Genomic DNA, 21,706 nt, shown 5'->3' with positions numbered 1-21,706 from the left:
TTTACTTTACCCCTCCGGGCTACTGGGGAAAAGCGTGCGCTGTTCAATAATTTGTTGAGTCGCGCGACGAACCAGCCGCACTGACTCACCGTGCGCCTTTGCTAACGGCTGGTTTTGGAAGGCCCAGGTAACCAACTGCTGGTGGGCGATGTGCGCCTCTTGCCCTAACGGCCAATGGCTAGCCTCTCTGGCCAGCGCCTGAAGCGCCGTCCTTGCCAAGGCAGGGTCGCGGTGCGCATACGCCACATCGTCCACCGCCTGAAGCTCAGCGGTGCTAAGCGGCAAACGAGGCAAGGACGGCAACAGTAACGCGACGATCGGCGCGGGCAGTGTCGCTAATTCAAAGGCCAATAGCGTTATCAATGAGGCCGCAAAGGTATCACCCAGCGACGCCAGCACGGCTTGCCCTTCGCTGGTCAGCGCGCGCGCCACCATAATGGCGTACTCGCCGGTAGCCGCTTCTCGGGTGATGCCTAAACGAACAGGCGCAAACCCGAGTGCCAGCCAAAAACGTAGCAACGATGCTTCGGCACCAAAGGTAGCTCCGTAAAGCGCGATACCCTGCTGATGAGCGTTAGCTATATCCTCTTCTAACAGCCGGCGTCCTAACCCTTCACGCCGCCGCTCTGGATGAGTAGCAATGCGCGCTACTCGCCGCCAGCGAGAGGTTAACGCCTCACGGCTACCACTGTGAGCCGCCAACGATTGGGCCAGCAGATGGCCTTGAGGGCGTCGCTCACCACGCGCCACTTGCTCAGCAAGTGCAGCATTAAAGCCACCCTCTTCACGGGTCACCAAAACGGCCTGGGGTTCTTGTGATGCGATGATTGTGCGAATGGCGGTACCAGGGCCATCTAACAGCTGGCGTAAGTCACTAGGCGTGGTGCGATAGTGGGACTGCACCAGCAAGCCAAACAGCTTCGCTAACAACTCACGCTGCTTGGCTAACTGGGCCTGAGTCAACAGCATAGAGGCATTCTGGCAATGAGTACTGGCGTGTGCCTCAGGTAACGGAGCGTTGAGCAGTAGCAACGCTTGGATAGTCGCTTCTAAAGGATCTCCCACTGACCAGCGAACAGGGGTATCTAACGGTAACTCTCGCCATTGAGGAGCTGTTCGATTGAGCACCTCGCGAAAGCGTAGTGCAAAACCGCGCCCTGAGCCTTCATAGCCATGCACGGTGGTTGCAAACGCGATACGTGGAAAAGCAGCAAGCCAGTGGGCTAACATTGCCGCAGGAATGGCCGCTGCCTCGTCGACGAGTAAATAGCTGCCGCTACCGCCGAGTCTTGCCTGATCAACCTGTTCGTTAAGCGCATCAGGTGCAAGAAAACACAGTGAGCTGCCGCTCGGCAGTTCAAACCGCGCTGAGCTGAGGCGTTGGCCTTCCGGACATAGCGCTACTACGCGCGCAAACAAGCTTTCCACTGAACTGAGTCGAGGTGCCGTCACCACCAGTTGCGTCACGCTTTTTTGTAGCAGGCGAGCACAAGCAATCCCCAATGCAGCGCTTTTACCCCGCCCACGATCCGCGGTAATAACCAATGGCCGGCGGCGCTTTAGTTTTACTAGCGCATTCACTGCACGAGCCTGGTCAGCCGTCAAACAGTCTGCGTCGTCAAACGGAGCCGCACGCGAGTCTCGAATAGACAGCCTGGGCAGCGTGAGGCTACCGTCTACCTCCCAGCGAACAATAGTGCTCTCACCCGTCAACTGAAACGCTAACCGCTTAAGGTAATGAGCACTCAGCGAATCCCAACGCCACGGATAATCGGCAAAGCGGGCATAATCAGGATCAGGCTGTTCGCCCCAATTTTCTGGCGTGATAATGACCAATAACCCACCAGCACTCACGGTACCTGCTAATGCGCCGAGCGCATCTGGATCTAACCCTTGGGTACCACTAGCGTCTAGGACGATTAGCTGATGCTCCGCACCTAACCGTGTACGAGCTTTACCGGCTGGTAAACACGGCGCCACTGGCGTCTCATGCTCAGCGCCCACCCACAGCGGTGCCTGCCACGTTTGTGCATCCCACAACAGCTGCGCCTGCTGGCGGGCCTTATCAGGCGGCCCATATAGCCATACTAGCGCCCTCCAACTGCGGCGCTGCAAGCGGATGGCATGATGAACCAAGGCTGATACCTGCTTAATGGCAGCGTTGGGTTTGTCAACGCGGCAGCCTGATCTCATAGCAACTCCTGAGCTTGTGTTTTGCTTACAACTTTGGTTGTAGATTCGCGTAATTTTCAACGCTCTTAGAACTAACCATAAGGTTAAGAAAGTTACTAAAAAATATACAAATAATTGTTTTTAATGAGCTAAATTTCCCAACAAAACTTCTGCTACGACGTTAAATTCCTTGAGTTACTGATATTGCGCTGCAGCGGGGGGAGTGTGCTAGCTTAGCGAGGCAGCCTAGCGCTGTTTACTTTACGTAAACGTAAGCCACACTCACTGCACTTTCCTGCTTTCAGGTAATAAACACTAATAACGCCAACCGCCAAAGTACCAGGAAACATACAATGAAAAAGATCACTAAATTCGCACTAACCAGCCTCGCCGCTGGTGTCGCTTTCGCCGCTCTCACCTCCACTGCTCAAGCGCAGGAACAGTGGACAATGACGACTACCTGGCCCGAAAACCTTGACCTGATTAAGGTTGATCAGCACTGGGCAGAGCTTGTCAACCAGCTTGCAGGTGACGAAGTACAAATTAACTTCCGTGCAGGCGGCACGCTCATGCCTGGCACTGAAGTGTTCGACGCTACCGAAACCGGCGCTATCCAAGCCTCTGGCGATTGGCCAGGCTACTGGGCCGGCTTGAATCCAGCATTCTCTCCTCTGGCCACCACTACCAGTCTGTTTAACGGCGTGGATTACTTGAACTGGATTCAACAATGGGGCGGTTTTGAGCTCTATCAAGAAATCTACGGCCAGTACAACATGGTGTATTTGCCCTACGGCATTACCAACAACGAATCTGGCTTTATGGGCCGCACACCGATTGAGAGCATCGCAGACCTTGAAGGTAAGCGTTTGCGTCTATCGGGACGCGATCAGGGCCGGGTGCTCGAAGAGCTAGGCGGCTCACAGGTCACCCTGGCTGGTGGTGAAGTGTATCAAGCGATTGAACGCGGCGTAATTGATGCCGGTGAGTTCTCGACTCCAGGCGTTGATTTTAAAGCGGGTTTTGCTGAAGTTGCTGACTACTGGGCGACACCTGGCTGGCACCAGTCGGCAAGCGTTTTCGGCGTTATGATTAACAAAGACGCTTGGGATGCCCTGTCTGAAGAAACCCAGACTAAGCTAAAAATAGCTGCTGAAGCCACCATGGCTTGGTCACTTTCCTGGTCGGAGCGTGAATCTACCGAAGCGACCCAGAAGTTTATTGATGCGGGCGTCACCATTAACCAATTCTCAGAAGAAGACTTGGCGCGCATCCAGGAAATCACCAACGATGTCATCGTACGTGGCGCGTGTGAAAACTCCGACCACGCGAAGGTCTATCACTCCATGATTACCTATCTACAAGAGTACGCTGTATGGCGTGATGTTACTGCGCCATTCAACATGAGCCGTACGATGGACAACCTGCCCTCATTGGAAGAGATCGAAGCCTGCCTATAAGACGTTTAAGTGCCGCCCCTGCGCTGCAGGGGCGGTTATTGCTTAGCTGCGGAGACCTTCCATGAACGCGATTGCCAAGGCGATCGATGCAATTAACGAGCTGCTGGGCCGCATCATTGCACCGTTAATTGCCATCATTACTCTAATAGTGCTTTACGACATTGTGTCGCGCTTCTTCTTTGGCCGCCCTAGCGACTGGGCGTTTGATGTCACCAAAATGCTGTTCGGCGCTCACTTTATGCTGATGGCCGCCTATGGGTTGCGCCACCATGCCCACGTGGAAGTCGACGTTATTAAACGCCTGCTATCACGTAAAAAGCAGGCCGTACTCGATCTGCTCGGCTACTTGATATTCTTTGTGCCCTTCATTTGGCTGTTATTGACCTACGGCTGGCGCTTTTTCGAACGTTCATTCAGTCGAGGCGAAACGACCTACGGAATGGTCTCAATCCCGGTGTATCCGGTAAAAGGCGTTATCGTAGTCGCTGCTGTGCTTATCTTGTTGCAGGCGATTGCTATCGTTCTGCGCGCCATTATGCAGCTGCGTGAGGAGACGTCCGCATGAGTGCAGAACTACTGACGCTGGTGATGTTTGGAGGCCTTTTAGTTGGCCTGTTTATGGGTCACCCGCTTGCTTTTGTATTGGGTGGCATGGCGGTCATCGGCGCTTATTTAGGGCCGGGCATTAATACCCTGGGTATCATCATTAACAACGTCTATGGCAACGCCATGGACAACTATGTACTCGTGGCGATACCACTGTTTATTCTAATGGCGCGCTTCCTTAATGACTCAGGCGTCACCGAAAAAATGTTTGATGCCATGCGCTTGCTGCTGGCGAACCTTCGCGGTGGATTAGCGCTGACCGTGGTGGTTGTCTCTGTCTTACTTGCAGCGACCACTGGCATTGTCGGCGCGTCGATTGCCGTTATGGGCATGATTGCCTTAGTGCCGATGCTTAAGTATGGCTATAACAAAGAGCTGAGTGCTGGCGTCATCATGGCTAGCGGCTGTCTGGGCATTTTGATTCCCCCCAGCATTATGCTGATTTTGATGGCTAGCTACTCGCCTGTCTCCGTAGGCGCACTCTTTGCTGGCGCGTTAGTACCCGGCCTGATACTGGGAGTGATGTATGCCCTGTACGTGCTGGTAATCTGCTGGCTCAAACCTAGCTACGGCCCTAAAGTTCCGGCAGAAGAGCGCGCTGAAGTCAGCACAAAACAGCTACTGATCATGCTGGGCAAGTATGTTGTCCCACCAATGTCGTTAATTCTCGGCGTACTAGGGGCACTGTTTACCGGTGTGGCGACAGCGACTGAGGCATCCGCCATTGGTGTTTTTATTGCTTTCCTACTGTTTTTAATCTTCGGCGACCGCAAACTATCAACCTGTTACAACACGCTGATTGAAGCTGGCAAAACCACGACGATGGTGATGTTAGTGCTCGTCGGGGCCACCGCATTCACTGGGGTATTCTCGATTGGTGGCGGGATGACCGTGATCAGTGACTTTGTACTGGCCATGCCGGGCGGCACCGTTGGTGCTCTGCTATTAATGCTGTTCCTGGTATTCATTCTCGGCATGTTCCTTGATTGGACTGGCATTGTGTTGCTTAGCTTCCCTATCATGCTGCCAATCATTTCGCAGATGGGCGTGGATGTACTGTGGTTCGTCGTCATGGTGGCGGTGGTGTTACAAACCTCCTTCTTAACGCCGCCCTTTGGTTATGCGCTGTTCTATTTGAAAGGGGTGGCTCCACCTGGGGTCGAAATCGTCGACTTATATAAAGCCGTCGTGCCATTTGTGGCCATCATCCTTTTCGCCTGCATACTAATGGCTATTTTCCCTAGTTTGATTACGGGACTACCTAGTGTGCTGGTGGGCTACCAGTGATACCAAGCTACTGATGCCAAACGCACAACGTCCCCCCGCCTTGCGGGGGGATTTTTTTGATAGCCACAATGTTGGCTGCAGCCGCCTAACGCAAGTGATACTATTTGCAGCCGCTATTTTTTCGCATTGACGAGCCAAGCTGCCCCTCATCCAAGGAGACAACGACGTGTCTACGCCAGCTCGCCGCTCACCATCGGCCCTGCTTTCAGGTTTTGCGTCACGCATTTCACTATCGCTCAACCCTTGGTCAATCGCGCTTTTTTTGATCGCCCTTGTTGTCGCACTGCCTATTATTGTGGTTCTAAGCCATATTTTTGTGCCGACAGAGGGCGTTTGGCAGCACCTTGCAAGCACCGTATTACCACGCTACCTCTCTAATACGTTCTGGCTGGTGCTATGGGTTGGCATTGGCACTCTTATTACAGGCGCCGGGACTGCGTGGCTGGTGGTGATGTGCCGCTTTCCAGGCAAGCGCATATTTGAATGGGCGCTGCTGTTACCCCTGGCGGTACCAACGTATGTCATTGCCTACGCCTATACAGACTTTTTCCAAGTAGCAGGACCGCTACAAAGCATGTTGCGTGAATGGTTTGACTGGCGAGTGGGCGATTACTATTTCCCCAATGTGCGCTCACTAGGCGGCGCGGCAATCCTGATTACCTTTGTGCTTTACCCGTATGTGTATCTGTTAGCTAGGGCTTCTTTTCTTGAGCAGTCGGTATGTGTATTAGATGTAGGCCGTACCCTGGGGCGTGGCCCCTGGCGCTTGTTTGCCAGCGTGGCGTTGCCCCTCGCCCGCCCGGCATTAGTCGGCGGCGTTTCACTGGTATTGATGGAGACACTTAACGAATTTGGCGCGGTGCAGTTTTTTGGAGTAGATACCTTCACTACGGGGATCTATCGCACATGGTTTGGCTTAGGTGAACCCGTCGCTGCCGCTCAGCTAGCCGCTTGCTTGCTGACCTTCGTCATTGTATTGGTTCTTCTAGAGCGCTATTCGCGGGGTAAACGGCGCTACTTCCATACCACTAACCGCTATCAGCAACTACCGGAATATCAGCTGCGTGGCTGGCATGCAATGGGGGCTACCCTGGCGTGTTTGCTGCCTATTGTTATCGGCTTTTTGTTGCCCAGCGGCATTTTGCTCAATATGGCCATTAAAACGGGCGATAGCTTGTTCGGCACACGATTTATTGGCTTTGCTATGAATAGCCTGAGCCTCGCGACCGTTGCTGCATTGATTGCGGTAGGCTTAGCCGTACTTCTGAGCTACGGGGTTAGGCTCAACAATTCACCAAGCGCACGATTTTTCACCCGCATCGCCGCAATGGGCTATGCCATTCCTGGCTCGGTGGTTGCCGTAGGCATCCTGATTCCGTTTGCTTGGCTGGATAACTCGCTAAACATGTGGCTTCACGAACACTACGGAAAAATCATTGGTCTAGTGTTTAGCGGCTCAGCATTTATTTTGATTTACGCTTATGTCGTACGCTTTTTGGCCGTCTCGTTTAACGCGGTAGAAGCGAGCCTTGGCAAAGTAACCCCCAGCATGGATGCCGCATCCCGCACCTTGGGCCAAACCGCTGGCGGTACACTGCGCCATATTCATACGCCGCTGATGCGCAGCAGTCTCCTAGCAGCCGGGATTCTGGTATTTGTCGATGTGATGAAAGAATTGCCTGCCACGATTATCCTGCGCCCCTTCAACTTTGACACGCTGGCAGTACGCGCTCACAGCCTCGCCTCAGATGAACGCTTAGCTGAAGCGTCAACAGCCTCTCTGACCATTGTGGTAGTGGGCATCTTACCGGTGATTTTACTCAGCTTGGCAATGCGCCGGGCGCGCCCTGGGAGCCAGGCTGAGTAGTGGAAGCAAGCGCTGAACAGCAAAAATTTAACGCGGAAAGATAAATACCTGGGAGTGATCCAAGTCGATATCAATCGGCTGGCCCTCCTGGGGTAAAAACACGCCTGGCACACGGGCGTGAAGGTGGGCTTCCTGACCATCTTCTCCATGCGCACATAAGTGAATAAGGCTGGAACGCCCTAGCAGCTTAGCCATGACCACATGGCTGTGGCTATGCGACTCGACGGGCAAGTCACGCTCTTTGATACGCAGTGCTTCGGGGCGAATCATCACCTGAACGCTACTGCCTTCTGGCAACCAGCTGGCATCTACCGGCCCAACGGGCGTAGCGACAAAGCCCCCTCTAACAATGCCGCTTAACTCATTCACCTCGCCAAAAAACGTCACCACAAAGGGAGCCACTGGCGCACAATAAAGCTCACGGGGAGTGCCAGTCTGCACAATTTCGCCATCCCGCATTAGTGCGATGCGGTCTGCCATAAACATGGCTTCTTCAGGGTCGTGGGTCACTAGCAGGGTCGCAGAGCCGAGTTTTTTCAACACGTGCAGCGTATCGTCTCGGATGCGATCACGTAGCCGCGCATCCAGACTAGAAAAGGGTTCATCCAGCAACATTAATTTAGGCGTGGGTGCCAGCGCTCGCGCCAGCGCAACGCGCTGCTGCTGCCCACCTGACAACATATGCGGATAGCTCTCGGCGTAGTCGGCCATGCCGAGTTGAGCGAGCAGTTCCAGCGCACGCTCCCGGCGCTGGCTAGAGGGCAAATTTTTCAGACCGAAGGTAACATTTTCCAGCACGCTAAGGTGTGGGAACAAGGCTGAGTCTTGGAAAGCGAGACCAACATTGCGCTTTTCCGGTGGCACATGACGCTTACCGGGTGCCGCAATGGATAGACCATCAAGACTAACCGAGCCTTCCTGCACGACCTCTAAGCCCGCAGCAATCCGAAGCAGTGTGGTTTTGCCGCAACCAGAAGGGCCTAGTAAACACACAACCTCGCCTGGAGCGATATCAAGATCAATGCCTTTCACCACTTTATTAGCCGCAAACGTGTGCTGAATACCACGAAGCGACAGTGCTGATGCAGGCGCCGACACATCGGAAAGTGACACAGTGGCCGTCATTATTTCACCATTGTCTCGTCCACCCGCGACATGATAAACGCATGCCGCTGCGAACACGGTTGAAAGTTATTTGCATTCTATTTTCTATTGAGTAGAGATGCACGTTTCTTGCTAAACAGCAGATGCGTTTCATTAGCATTTAACTTGACGCCAACCATGAGAAGCGTTTCAATACGCCACGTCGCTAATGCAACTTATTATCATAAACATTCAGGGTATTTGTTATGAAAAAAGCACGTCTTACGGCTACCGTAGCTGCCATCATGGCAGGTTCTGCTTTTGCAGGTAGCGCGCTCGCTAACGAGGTCAACATTTACTCCGCCCGCCATTACGACTCTGATGAGATTCTCTACAAAGCGTTCACTGAAGAGACCGGCATCGAAGTTAATGTCCTGGAAGGCGACTCCGACCAGTTGATGGAGCGCATGCAGCGTGAAGGCATTGCTAGCCCTGCTGACGTAATGCTTACCGTTGACGCAGGCCGCCTATGGCGCGCCGAGCAGGACGGCCTTTTTCAAAGCGTAGACTCTGACGTGCTTAACGAGCGCCTGCCAGAATCAATGCGCCACCCTGAAGGTTTGTGGTTTGGCTTTAGCCAGCGCGCACGGGTTATTTTCTACAACCGTGAGAACTTTGACCCCAGCCAAATCACTTCCTATGAAGACTTGGCCGATCCGCAGTTTGAAGGCCAAGTATGCATTCGCTCTTCCAACAACATTTATAACCAGTCGCTGCTAGCGTCAATGATTGAGCATCATGGCGAAGAAGGTGCGGAAGAGTGGGCCCAAGGCGTTGTGAATAATATGGCGCGCGACCCAGAAGGCGGCGATACCGATCAGATTCTTGGCGTTGCGAGCGGTGAGTGTGACTTAGCAGTTGCAAACCACTATTACTATGTTCGCATGCTGCATTCCGATGAAGATGCCGACCGCGAAGCCGCGCGCAAAGTGGGGGTGATTTTCCCCAACCAGGATGACCGTGGCACCCACATTAACGTTGGCGGCGCTGGCTTAGTGGCTAACGCGCAAAACCCAGAAAACGGCATTCGTTTCCTGGAGTTCTTAGCCTCTGACGAAGCTCAGGAAGTACTGGCTGACCGTAACTACGAGTTCCCCGTCGTGGAAGGCATCAAGAAAAACCCGGTGCTGGAATCTTGGGGTGATTTCGCCAAAGACGATATCAACATCAGCATCCTGGGTGAAAATAACCCAGAAGCGATTCGTATTTTCGACCGCGTAAGCTGGCGTTAAGCTCTGCGGCTCTTAGGACTCAGGAGCCACAAGCCTAACTAAAAAAACACCTGCAGCTCAGCTGCAGGTGTTTTTTATTGGGGTGCCGGTAACGACCCCGTAACGCCGTTTAAGCCTTACTTAGCCTAGAGGGCTTAGCCTAGCGGGCTTCATGCTAGTGGTTACTAGTGAGCTTCATCCCAGTTGGCGCCGCTTTCGGCTTCAACAATCAGCGGCACGCTAAGCGTGGCAGCGGCTTGCATACGCGCCTGAACTTGCTCAATAAACGCCTCAACCTGCTTATCGGCCACCTCAAACACTAGCTCATCGTGCACCTGCATAACCATGAGGGCGTCAAAATCGCCTTCAGCAAGCCAAGCATCGACATCAATCATCGCTTGCTTGATGATATCTGCCGCCGTTCCCTGCATAGGCGCGTTAATGGCAGTGCGTTCAGCACCCTGACGGCGATTGCGGTTTTGCGAGTGGATCTCTGGCAGGTACAGCCGCCGCCCTAGCACGGTTTCCACAAAGCCATCTTCTGCGGCCTGGGTGCGAATACGATCCATATAGCGAGCAACGCCAGGATAACGGTCAAAATAGCGGTCGATGTAGGTTTGCGCCTGATTGCGATCAATATGCAACTGGCGCGATAGGCCCCAAGCGCTCATGCCGTAAATTAGGCCAAAGTTGATCGCTTTAGCGCTGCGCCGCTGGTCGGCAGAGACCTTTTCAAGCGCAGTACCAAATACTTCGGCAGCGGTCGCTGTATGGATATCGCGCCCTTCCGCAAACGCCTCTAAAAGCCCTTTATCTTCTGAGAGGTGCGCCATAATACGCAGCTCAATTTGCGAGTAGTCTGCCGCCACAATGCGGTAGCCTGGGCGGGCAATAAATGCCTGACGAATTTTGCGTCCCTCTTCGGTACGAATAGGGATGTTCTGTAAATTCGGGTCCGACGACGAGAGACGCCCTGTCGCCGTCACCGCTTGGTGATAGCTGGTATGCACTCGGCCAGTGGTTTTATTGAGCAGGCGCGGTAGCTTATCGGTATAGGTGGACTTAAGTTTCGCCAGCCCCCGGTGCTGCATAATCACCTTGGGCAAGGGGTAATCCAGCGCCAACTCCTCTAGCACCGCCTCTGCAGTCGAAGGTGCGCCTTTGGGAGTTTTCTTGATCACCGGAATTTTCTGCTCTTCGAACAGAATCTGCCCCAGCTGTTTGGGCGAACCGAGATTAAACTCACGACCGGCTAACTCGAAGGCTTCGCTTTCAAGCTCACGAATACGGCGCTCTAGCTGCTGGCTTTGCTCGTGTAGACGTTCGGCATCCAGTGCGACGCCATTGCGTTCAATCCGCGACAAGACGTTAATCAGCGGCAGCTCAAGATGATCCAGCACGTCCGCTAAACGCCCTTCCCGTTCCACCTGAGGACGCAGTATTTCTTGCAGCCGCAGCGTGATATCGACATCTTCACAGGCATAAGGAACCGCTTGCTCTAAGGCGATCTGGTTAAAGGTGAGCTGCTTGGCCCCCTTTCCAGCGATCTCTTCGAAAGAGATGGTTTTTTCGCCCAAATACTTTAGCGCCAGCGAATCCATATCATGACGCGTGGCGGTGGAATTCAACACGTACGAGGCTAGCATAGTGTCGGCAAGCGGCCCCACCACGCGAATATCATAGTTTGCCAGCACGGAAATATCGTACTTAAGGTTCTGACCAATTTTGGTTTTTTCAGGATCTTCCAGCAGCGGCTTTAATGCCTGCAGAACCTGTTGACGATCAAGCTGTGCGGGCGCATCCAGGTAGTCATGGGCCAGTGGAATATAGGCAGCTTCACCGGCCTCCAGTGCCAAGCCAACGCCGACAATATCGGCGTCCATATAATTCAGGCTGGTCGTTTCTAAGTCGAAGCAAAAGCGCTCGGCTTTTTTCAGTCGCGCTAGCCACGCATCAAACTCAGCTTGCTCAACGATGACATGGTCGTTTCGCTGGCTGGAAGCCGCGGCGCTATCAGTCACGTCATTAGCAGCGTTATCAGGTGCAGGCTCGCCCTTCTTTACGTCATCGACGCCCTCGTCGGTACCTGCCAGAAGCTCAGCCAACCACTGCTTGAACTCCATTTCTTTATAGAGTTCTACCAGCGCCTCGCGGTCGGGATGCGCAATATCCAAGTCATCCAGCCCCACGGGCAGCTCGCAGTCGGTCTTAATGGTTGCTAGCTGATAAGAGAGAAAGGCCTGTTCACGGTGCTCTTCCAGCTTCTTGGGTAACGTTTTCGCACCACGGAAGCTGAGTGTCTTGACGTGCTCAAGATCGCCGTAAATTGTCTCTAAACCACCTTCCATACCTTGCAACAGGCCAATGGCCGTCTTTTCACCCACCCCCGGCACGCCGGGAATGTTATCAACCTTGTCCCCCATCAATGCCAAAAAATCAATGATCAGCGAGGGTGGTAGACCAAATTTCTCTTTGACGCCTGTTTCATCGAGGGTTTCTTCTTTCATGGTGTTGACCAATGTGATGTGGTCATTCACCAACTGCGCCATATCTTTATCGCCAGTCGAGATCACCGCATCACGGCCAGCCTGGGTGGCATGATGAGCCAGGGTACCAATCACATCGTCGGCTTCGACGCCTTCAATGCACAGCAGCGGTAAGCCTAGCGCTTTTACACAAGCGTGCAGCGGCTTAATTTGGCTGCGCAGGTCGTCCGGCATGGGCGGTCGATGAGCTTTGTAGTCGCTGTACATCTCATCGCGAAAGGTTTTTCCTGGTGCATCAAACACCACCGCCATTGGGCTTTCCGGGTAGTCTTTGATCAACCGCTTGAGCATATTTAATACGCCTTTCACGGCCCCCGTAGGCTGGCCGTTGGAGGTCGTTAACGGTGGCAGCGCGTGAAAAGCGCGATATAGGTACGATGAGCCATCGACAAGCACGATTGGGGCACGGGCCATAACCAATTCCATTGTTAGCAACACAGTAAGAAGTCTATTAGCTATGATACGCGTTCACGGCAATGGCTGCAGAAACAACCGCTACGAATAACGCATTTCAAACTCACACAACGCTGCCAACTGACCCTGCAAGCCGCTACAATAATGGGCTTAGCAACCTGGGCGAGATTCTCATGGCTGTATTTACCCCGCTGAGCGACGTTCAGGTCGCCGCGTTTTTGGAAAAGTTTGATGTCGGCAGCTTCGTTTCGCTACAAGGCGTTGCCGGTGGCACAGAAAACTCGACGTTTTTTGTGACCACCGATCGTCGTGAGCTGGTGTTAACCCTGTTTGAACAGGGCGAACATGAAGAGCTGCCGTTTTTTGTCGAGTTGTTGGATTATCTGGATGAGCACCGTTTGCCGGTGCCCGGTACTATTCACGACCGCGAAGGGATTGCGCTACACAGTTTGGCAGGTAAGCCTGCTTTACTGTTTCCACGCCTACCAGGCAAGCATCCTAGCGCCCCCAACCTTGCCCAATGCCAAGCGCTGGGCAATACGTTGGGGCACTTGCATGTTGTCTCCCAGCGTTTTCCTGGCCATCGGCCAAACCCGCGCGACCTTCACTGGCTGCGAGCAGTGCATCACAAGGTGCTGACGTATATCAGCCCTGACGACCAAACGCTGATGAAAAATGAAGTCGATGACTTCGAAGGTGCCTTTAGCCAGCACGGCGAGCTACCGCAAGGAGCGCTTCACGGCGACTTATTCCGTGATAACACACTGTTTGAGGGCGACCAACTAGGCGGTATTATCGATTTTTATAACGGTTGCACCGGCGATTTGCTATTTGATCTCGCCATCGTCATTAACGACTGGGCAACCAATGAGGATGGCTCGCTGAATGCTGAGCGTTATGAAGCCATTCTGAGCGCTTACCAAGCACGTCGCCCTCTCACCGCTGATGAGCGTGAACTATGGCCAGCCATGTTGCGCATGACAGCGTTGCGATATTGGCTATCGCGCCTGCTGGTCGTCTATGTTGACCCACCAGCCCATGACCTAACGCCTCATGACCCTGAGCGTTTCCGAACCATTTTAAAAGCGCGCATTGCATTTGGCGCACTACCGCTCCCAGAGGTTTCTTGATGATCGAATCGGTGACCACCAGCGCCCAGGCCTTACGTGCCCGACGCACATGGAATATTGACCAATGGGGCAGTGGCTACTTTGATGTGGACGACCACGGGCAAGCCTTGGTTCGTCCGCTAGGTAGCGACGCAGAAGGCCCAGCATTGCCGCTTAGCGGGCTTGTGCGTCAGTTGCAGACTGCGGGTCTGCGGTTGCCGGTACTGGTAAGGTTTAGCGACATTCTGCACGACCGCGTAGAACAGCTGTGCGGTGCGTTTGATGTCGCGATGCAGGACATCGACTATCAGGGCGGCTACACAGCCGTTTATCCGATCAAAGTGAATCAGCAGCGCCGCGTGGTGGAAGAGATCCTCGCCACCTCCGAGCGGGGCAATGGTCGCGTAGGCTTAGAAGCAGGCAGTAAACCGGAGCTGCTGGCAGTGCTGGCGCTGTCGGATGGCGGCTCCTCGCTGATCGTCTGCAATGGTTATAAAGACCGCGAGTACGTTCGCCTAGCGCTGCTGGGTGAAAAGCTGGGGCATCGCGTTTACCTGGTCGTTGAGAAGCTGTCTGAGCTGGAACTTATATTAGAAGAGGCGCGTGAGTTGGAAGTCACCCCGCGTATTGGTTTGCGGGCACGGCTTGCCTCAGTGGGTAAGGGTAAATGGCAAAACACCGGCGGCGAGAAGTCAAAGTTTGGTCTGACTGCCAGCCAAATTCTTGACGTAGTCGCGACCTTGCGCGCTCAAAATGCGTTAGAGAGCCTACAGTTAGTGCACTTTCATCTCGGCTCGCAAATTGCCAATATTCGCGACATTCAGCGCGGTCTGCGGGAATGCGCCCGTTTTTACCAAAACCTGGTGAGCCTAGGGGCACCGATTGATACCGTCGATGTGGGTGGCGGTCTAGGAATCGACTACGAAGGTACTCGCTCACGTAGCTACTGCTCAGCCAACTACTCCATGCAGGAGTATGCACGTAACGTCGTTAGCGCCTTTGCGCAGCTGTGTCAGGAGGCTGACCTTCCCCAGCCTCATCTGATCAGTGAGTCAGGCCGTGCGCTAACGGCTCATCATGCCGTGTTGATCACCAACGTGATTGGCGAAGAGCGCGTTAATGATTCGCCTCCAGAGCGCTCTTCTCAGGAAGACCTCCAGGTGGAAGCCCTGTGGCGGGTTTTTGAGCAGTTAGCCGAAAGCCAGGAGCCCCGTGTCTTGGTGGAAGCTTGGCATGACCTTCTGCAAGCGGTTAGTGAGCTGCAAGACCGTTTCGTAATGGGCTTAAGTGATATCAATGCCCGTGCCGAAGGTGAACGGCTTTATATGGCAGCCTGTGCTCGCCTACGCGGCCAGCTTGATACCCGTAATCGCGCGCACCGGGAAATTATGGACGAACTGGCTGAAAAGCTAGCCGATAAGCTGTTCGTCAATTTCTCATTATTCCAGTCGGTGCCTGACGTCTGGGGGATCGAACAGATATTCCCTGTTCTGCCATTGAGCGGGCTAGACCAGCCCCCCACTCGTCGCGCAGTCATTCAGGATATTACCTGCGATTCAGATGGCCGCATTGATAGCTACGTGGATGGCCAAGGCGTGGAGAGCACACTACCGTTGCCCGAGTGGGCAAGCGATGACGAGCGTTGGCTAGGCTTCTTCCTGGTAGGTGCCTATCAGGAAATTCTTGGCGACTTGCACAACCTTTTCGGCGATACCGACTCAGTCGATGCCGCACTGGGTAAAGATGGCGAGTGGGTTCTGTCTAACCTACAGGCAGGCGATACGGTGGCCGATGTTTTAGCCTACGTGAATTTTGATGCTCGAGTGCTTAAGCAAAAGCTCACCGAGCAACTGATCACTAGCGGCTTCTCAACCCAAGAGCAGGCAAAGTTTGCCGCTAGCCTGAGCGAAGGCCTGGATGGCTACACCTATTTAGAATAGTACTTATAGAACCGTGCTTATAGAGCAGTGCTTTTAGAATAGGCCAACGAAAAAGCCACTGACATCGTCGGTGGCTTTTCGCATAACGGCTAACGCTTAGCTAGTGTTGGTTTTGGCATCATCGCCATCCAACTACTCTACTACGCTAGTGGTGATTTCTAACCCGCCGGTCAACGTTAAATGCAGCGAAGCCCCACGGGGCAATTCACCCACACCCGCAGGTGTTCCTGTCAAAATGACGTCACCCGGCTCTAGCGTGAAGTGACGGCTCATCTCTGCCACCAACGTCGGGATCGCGAAGATCATATCGGCACCTTCTCCGTGTTGACGCTCTTCACCATCAATCTCAAGGGTGAACACCAACGCGTTCCAATTGGGAACGCGGCTTAGCGGCAAGAACGGAGATAGTGGGCAAGCACCATCAAATGCTTTTGCTATTTCCCACGGGTGCCCCTTCTCTTTCAGCTTGGTTTGCACATCTCGCAGCGTTAAATCCATCGCCAGGCCAATGCCCACAATAGCACGCTCAGCTTCATCTTGGGTCGCGTGAGTCAGGGTCTCCCCCACCAAAAGCGCGAGCTCGACTTCGTAATGTATATCACCCCGTGAAAACGGCGGATCTAGGGGTTTAGTCAAGTCCACCACACTGGTGGCGGGCTTCATAAATAACAGAGGCTCACTGGGAACCGGATTATCCAGTTCTTTGGCATGGTCGGCATAGTTGCGGCCAACGCAGACGATTTTGCCCAACGCGTGGGGAAACTCCTGGCCATCGGTAAACTGTGGAACAAAACGCATGGCGGGTCCTCTCCTTCTCATTATGCGTGCCGCATTCGCAACGACAGGCGCAACAGTCTACCCCAGCTATGCGTATGTTCCACAACCTCTTCTATAGCATTTCATACATACCACCAGTGATACGTTAGATTATGCGTCGGGCGTCCAGCGATCATCAGGCCCATGCGCCAAAAAGCGAGGACGCTGCTTGGGAGCAGCAAACGGTGCAACACAGCGATTATCCGGACGGTTAAACACAAAGAATACGTTGCTGCGGGGGTCTGGCGACAAATTGGCATTAGACGCATGCAGCGTGTTGCAATCAAAGAGCAGCAATCCCCCTGCTTTACCTTTTGGCGCTTCAATACCATATTTTGCTACTAACTGAGTCAGCGCTTCTGGGCTGGGCACGCCAATCTCCTGTGCTTTAAGCGAGCTTTTGTGGTTATCCTCTGGTGTTTCCCCCAAACAAGGCACAAATTCCAAATGGGAGCCTGGAATCAGCATAAGCGGGCCATTAAATTCATGGTTGTCGGTCAAGATCAGTGAAGCGCTAACAGCATGCATACTCGGCATGCCGTCTTCCGCGTGCCACGTCTCGAAATCAGAGTGCCAATTAAACCCTTTACCTGCAAAACCTGGCTTATAGTTAATCCGTGACTGATGCACATATGGATTAGCACCAATGATCTGCCGGGCTGCACCTGCCAAGCGTTCGTCACTGGCCAGTTGACCTAATCGTTCAGAAAGCCTATGCACGGCAAACAACGAGCGAATATCGTGGCTTTCTGGCTCAGTAACGCTGAATTCTTGATCGCGATAAGCACTATTACTCATCAATAATGTCATTTCATGGCGAAGTGCCTCCAGCTCTTCACCTGAAATGAGGTTTGGAATAAACAAAAAACCTTTGCGTTCAAACTCATCCAGCTGCTCTGAGGATAGCGGCCCTGATAAATTTCGACCTTTAACCACCGCATCGCGACGCGGCTGAGTTAGCGAAGCTGGAGCTGCTGCTAGGCGCGTTGGGTACTCATCTTTCACCGCTGTACGTCGCGCCGACGGCATATCCAACATTTCATTATATTGCTTATAGACAGTAATCGTTTTGAGAGAATTGTTGCTGACTGTCATCTAATCCACTCCTTGTATGATTAAATTTCAGACCGATAAAACATGTAGCGGCTTCCGCTTTCACATAACACAGCCAATAGGGTAGCTAAATACTTAGCCCTTGCAACCGCCACATCTTCATTTTATAACGTGTGTTATGAAATTTCTTTAAGCACTCTCAAACAAGACCTAGCAACGACTTTAAAAAACCATTACAGAAAAATATATCCATAAATAAAATCGCTATAAAACCGACACATCTTATCATTTTCTTCAAATTTAAATGCCTGATATCAATCCGAGTTTTACGAATATTTTTTCTGCTCAAGCGCCCTTACACAGGGTAAGTGGCATAGTGAATTTGGCCACCTCATTAGAGGTACCAATATGCACCAAGACATCATTAGGTGGCACCACATCATGAAAAACTCACACTCTTACATCAGGGCACTCTTATTATACTAACTGAGACAATGACATTAAAATTAATCACATTTTAGTCATCACATCATCTTCATATCGCATTCAGCCTTTCACAGCTCCAGCAAACTGGTGTGTTATAAAAAAACAATCAAGCAGCGATGAATAAAAAAAAGGTTTACTATTTATATAAAGCATTAAAACAAGAGCAGACTCAGGTTGTTAACAAAGTATCGGACAGAAGCTAAGGTAGCAAAACATTATCAATCCGATTATTATTTTATGACGCAAACCTAGGGAAGGTCTGAATAACTGCCGATATTCATCAACGCAGGGGACTTTCACCCCCAAGTCATCCTGAGGCACCACCCTCAGGAATAGCGCCTATTAAGGCGCTGCGCGCCATGCCTGGCGCACCATAAAAAAAGCGCCCTAGGAAACCCTAGGACGCTTTACACGCCTGCCGGTGCTCTATTCAGCAGTGTTCAAACGCTTAGTGCGGCGCTTTTTCAGCAGCGGTAAACCAAGCGATAGCACAGCGATGACCAGTAACGACAGTGAAATCGGCTTGTCGATAAAGGTCGTCCAATCCCCACCGGAGATCTGCAGCGCGCGACGCATGGACTCTTCCATGATGTTGCCAAGAATGAGCGCCAGAATCAGCGGCGCGGCAGGGAAGCCGAACAAGCGCATTCCCAAACCAACCAAGCCAAAACCAAGCAGCAGTAATAAGTCGAACACGCTGAAGCTCATACCGTACACACCGATCATGCAGAAGATCAAAATCAGTGACAGCAACAATGGCTTGGGCAGATCGAGAATCTTGGCGATCAGCGGAATCAGCGGCAGGTTAAGCACCAGTAGGAAGATATTGCCGATATACATACTGGCGACCACGCCCCAGAACACATCAGGACGCTGTTCAAGCATCATCGGGCCAGGATTAACGCCCATCACCAACAGTGCGCCAAGCAGTACGGCGGTGGTGCCAGACCCCGGCACCCCCAAGGTTAACAGCGGTACAAACGAACCGGTGCACGCCGCATTATTTGCCGCTTCTGGCGCAGCAACGCCTTTGATGTTGCCTTTACCAAAGGTATCGCCGTCTTTGGCAATGCGTTTTTCCATGCTATAGCCAAGAAACGAGCCGATGGTCGCGCCGGCGCCCGGCAGTACACCGGTAAAGAAGCCCAATACTGAACTGCGGCTAACAGGGCCTGCTATCTGCTTGACTTCACTGCGGGACAATTTCAACGACCCGATCGCGTTACGTGGCGCTTCTTTACCACCACCTCCGCGCAGCAACATGTAGAACACTTCGGCTAACGCGAAGATACCCAGCGCGACGACCAGAAAGTCGATACCGTCGAGCAGGTGAATAGAGCCAAAGGTAAAGCGCTCGGTGCCGGTTTGCATATCAATCCCGACAATCGAGATCATCACCCCGATAACAGCGGCAATTAAGCCTTTAACCAGCGACTTATCGGATAGCGACACAACCGCGGTTAAGCCCAGCACCATCAACGCGAAGTATTCAGCAGGGCCAAAACTTACCGCGACTTTGGAGAGCAGCGGCGCAATTAACATCAAGAAAACAACGGAGATGGTACCGCCAACAAAGGAGGAGTAAGCGGCAATCGCCAGCGCCTTACCTGCCAACCCTTGCTTGGCCATCGGATAGCCGTCAAAAGAGGTCGCAACCGTTCCCGCCACACCGGGGGCGTTCAGCAAAATAGACGAGGTGGAGCCGCCAAAAATAGCGCCGTAATACACCCCGGCCATCAAGATCAGCCCTGAAGAGGGCTCCATAGCGAAGGTAATCGGGATCATCAGCGCCAACGCGCTGATCGGCCCAAGGCCGGGCAACATGCCGATAATGGTGCCAGCAAAGACACCGGCAAAGACGTAAGCGATATTGATAGGCTCAAGCGCGATGCCAAAGCCGTACATTAGATTGTTAAAGGCATCCATGGGAGTGTCTCTCTTTTAAACCCGCTAACAGTGGGCAAGCGCGGCCTGGTTAAAACGGCAGCACGCCAGTGGGTAGGTAAACATCCATTACCCGCGTCATGGTCAAATACAGCGCTAACACCACCCCAAGCGATGTTGCCAGATTGACCCCATGGCGGCGGTAGCCGTAGTAAGCGGTTAGGCCAACACACAGCAGCGTTGAAGCCAGCACAAAGCCTAACGGCACAAGCAGGAACGCGTAGGCCGCAATGGCGATGGCGGTGACGATCACCCGCGCCCAAGGCGTTAGCAGTAGCGGCCCCTGGGTTTCGGCTTGATCAATCTGATCGGCACCCGCAATAGGGCCCGGACGCTCAAAAAACAAGCACGCCGACAGCAATAGCAGAGAAACACCTAACACTTTTGGAAATAGGTCAGAATCCACTGGGCGGGGCAGCGGAAAGTTGGGGATTTGCCAGGCCATTGCCAGATAGGCAGCCGCCACTAACGCCAACACAAGCGCTAGCCATTGGTTGGTATTGAATCGAGTCATGGGAAAGCTCTCCGAAGACGTCATTGCTGAACAGCAAGACCCTTGCGGTATCAGACGGAAGATCCCGGTGGCACGCTGCCACCGGGGGAGCCTTTGGGACGAGCGCTTACTGGCGCATCAGCCCCAGGTCGGTCAACACGCTGCTAAACTGCTCTTGTTGCTCATCCAGGAAGGTAGCGAAGGCGTCGCTATCCTGGTAGGCATCAATCCAGCCCAGCTGGTCGCTTGCTTCGCGCCATGCATCCGTTTCGAGCATTTCGGCGAAGAGCGTCTCGTAATATTCAACCGCCTCTTCAGGCATTTCCGGCGCGCCCATTACGCCACGCCAAATATCGAAGGTGTAGTCGTAGCCCTGCTCTTGGTAAGTGGGTACATCGGCCAGTCCACCGCCCAGGCGCTCTGCGGAAGACACGCCCAGCGCGCGTAGCTGGCTACCTTCACCCAGCTGACCTACCGCTTCACCGGCACCGCCAATAACTGCCTCGATATGGCCACCCATCAGGTTAGTCATGGCATCGCCACCACCTGAGAAGGGAATGTAGTTGACCGAGGAGGCTTCCATACCCGCCGCGGAAGCAAGACCGGCAACCGAGATGTGGTCCATCGAGCCCGGCGCACTACCGCCACCCACGCTTAAGCTAGGGTTCTCTTTGAGCGCTGCGAAAAGATCATCCAGGTTTTGATACTCGGAGTCTGCCGCCACCAAAATAATCGAATAGTCGGTATTGATGCGCGCAATCGGGGTGAAATCAGTGTGGTCGTAACGCGATGCGCCTGCCAGGGGAACTAAAATCATCGGCGGGCTGGTAGCGAAAAGTTTATGCGGATTGCCGCTATCACGGGCTACCTGAGCCCAGGCAACTGCACCGCCGCCGCCAGGTACGTTAATGGCTGCGAAGCTTTCGTCGGCCAGCTCTTCTTGCTGAATAACGCGGAACATGGTGCGCACTAGCGTGTCCCAGCCGCCACCGGGGTTGGCCGGTGCAACAAACTCAATCGAACGGCTCGGTGTCCACTCTTGGGCGCTGGCGGACGTTGTCATGGCAAAGGCTGCCATCGGTAAAGCAAGCACGGCAAAGCGCTTTAGGGGAAGCATGGTCATGGGCGTTCTCCACATTAGCTATGTTGTTATATTGGCTGT

Annotated in this window: 15 protein-coding genes; 7 read left to right on the top strand and 8 right to left on the bottom strand. The window is 53.3% G+C overall.

Annotation, left to right across the window (positions count from 1 at the left end; translation table 11 throughout):
- Nucleotides 1-6: 6 nt before the first annotated feature.
- Nucleotides 7-2,193: a GNAT family N-acetyltransferase gene (locus tag INT21_RS20135; protein ID WP_193061875.1), complete on the bottom strand. Its 2,187-nt coding sequence runs from the start codon at nt 2,191-2,193 to the stop codon at nt 7-9.
- Nucleotides 2,194-2,525: 332 nt separating this feature from the next.
- Here INT21_RS20135 and dctP point away from each other — a divergent pair, with 332 nt between their 5' ends.
- From dctP to INT21_RS20115, 4 genes are all read left to right on the top strand, one after another.
- Nucleotides 2,526-3,629 (top strand): TRAP transporter substrate-binding protein DctP, encoded by a 1,104-nt coding sequence (dctP, locus tag INT21_RS20130; protein WP_193061874.1) that lies wholly within the window; start codon nt 2,526-2,528, stop codon nt 3,627-3,629.
- Between the two features lie 61 nt (nt 3,630-3,690).
- Entirely contained in the window at nt 3,691-4,194 is a 504-nt protein-coding gene (locus INT21_RS20125; protein ID WP_038478240.1) for a TRAP transporter small permease subunit, read from the top strand.
- Complete coding sequence (locus INT21_RS20120) at nt 4,191-5,522, top strand: TRAP transporter large permease (protein ID WP_038478243.1); 1,332 nt, start codon at nt 4,191-4,193, stop codon at nt 5,520-5,522. The genes INT21_RS20125 and INT21_RS20120 overlap by 4 nt, the downstream gene beginning before the upstream one ends.
- A 166-nt stretch (nt 5,523-5,688) precedes the next feature.
- The gene (locus tag INT21_RS20115) at nt 5,689-7,389 is read left to right on the top strand and encodes an ABC transporter permease (RefSeq protein WP_193061873.1); all 1,701 of its coding nucleotides are present in this window, start codon (nt 5,689-5,691) and stop codon (nt 7,387-7,389) included.
- A 27-nt stretch (nt 7,390-7,416) separates the two neighbouring features.
- Here the strand turns inward: INT21_RS20115 and INT21_RS20110 are convergent, their stop codons facing one another.
- Nucleotides 7,417-8,514 (bottom strand): ABC transporter ATP-binding protein, encoded by a 1,098-nt coding sequence (locus INT21_RS20110; RefSeq protein ID WP_193061872.1) that lies wholly within the window; start codon nt 8,512-8,514, stop codon nt 7,417-7,419.
- A gap of 224 nt (nt 8,515-8,738) precedes the next feature.
- Here INT21_RS20110 and INT21_RS20105 point away from each other — a divergent pair, with 224 nt between their 5' ends.
- On the top strand, nt 8,739-9,764 hold the full coding sequence (locus INT21_RS20105; protein ID WP_089039833.1) for a Fe(3+) ABC transporter substrate-binding protein: 1,026 nt from the start codon (nt 8,739-8,741) through the stop codon (nt 9,762-9,764).
- Between the two features lie 164 nt (nt 9,765-9,928).
- Here the strand turns inward: INT21_RS20105 and polA are convergent, their stop codons facing one another.
- On the bottom strand, nt 9,929-12,703 hold the full coding sequence (gene polA, locus INT21_RS20100) for a DNA polymerase I (protein ID WP_193085615.1): 2,775 nt from the start codon (nt 12,701-12,703) through the stop codon (nt 9,929-9,931).
- Nucleotides 12,704-12,876: 173 nt separating this feature from the next.
- On the opposite strand from polA, the gene INT21_RS20095 reads away from it, so the two are divergent.
- On the top strand, nt 12,877-13,833 hold the full coding sequence (locus tag INT21_RS20095; RefSeq protein ID WP_089040948.1) for a homoserine kinase: 957 nt from the start codon (nt 12,877-12,879) through the stop codon (nt 13,831-13,833).
- Nucleotides 13,833-15,752, top strand: coding sequence for a biosynthetic arginine decarboxylase (gene speA, locus INT21_RS20090; protein WP_089039835.1), 1,920 nt, complete (start codon nt 13,833-13,835; stop codon nt 15,750-15,752). Before INT21_RS20095 ends, speA begins: the two co-directional genes overlap by 1 nt.
- A 132-nt stretch (nt 15,753-15,884) precedes the next feature.
- Here speA and INT21_RS20085 read toward each other — a convergent pair whose 3' ends face one another.
- The 5 genes from INT21_RS20085 to INT21_RS20065 all read right to left on the bottom strand — a co-directional run bounded on the left by INT21_RS20085 (nt 15,885) and on the right by INT21_RS20065 (nt 21,667).
- Entirely contained in the window at nt 15,885-16,550 is a 666-nt protein-coding gene (locus INT21_RS20085; RefSeq protein WP_193061870.1) for a fumarylacetoacetate hydrolase family protein, read from the bottom strand.
- 129 nt (nt 16,551-16,679) lie between these two features.
- Nucleotides 16,680-17,663, bottom strand: a complete 984-nt coding sequence (gene thpD, locus INT21_RS20080; protein WP_193061869.1) for an ectoine hydroxylase — start codon at nt 17,661-17,663, stop codon at nt 16,680-16,682.
- 870 nt (nt 17,664-18,533) lie between these two features.
- Nucleotides 18,534-20,033, bottom strand: coding sequence for a tripartite tricarboxylate transporter permease (locus INT21_RS20075; RefSeq protein ID WP_146942373.1), 1,500 nt, complete (start codon nt 20,031-20,033; stop codon nt 18,534-18,536).
- A 49-nt stretch (nt 20,034-20,082) separates the two neighbouring features.
- Nucleotides 20,083-20,565 (bottom strand): tripartite tricarboxylate transporter TctB family protein, encoded by a 483-nt coding sequence (locus INT21_RS20070; protein WP_038479364.1) that lies wholly within the window; start codon nt 20,563-20,565, stop codon nt 20,083-20,085.
- 106 nt (nt 20,566-20,671) lie between these two features.
- The gene (locus INT21_RS20065; protein WP_193059673.1) at nt 20,672-21,667 is read right to left on the bottom strand and encodes a Bug family tripartite tricarboxylate transporter substrate binding protein; all 996 of its coding nucleotides are present in this window, start codon (nt 21,665-21,667) and stop codon (nt 20,672-20,674) included.
- Between the last annotated feature and the right edge of the window lie 39 nt (nt 21,668-21,706).

Source organism: Halomonas sp. 3F2F, from assembly GCF_014897805.1.
GTDB lineage: Bacteria > Pseudomonadota > Gammaproteobacteria > Pseudomonadales > Halomonadaceae > Vreelandella.
The sequence above is the reverse complement of the archived record's forward strand: the minus strand, read 5'-3'. Positions and strand labels throughout refer to the sequence as shown.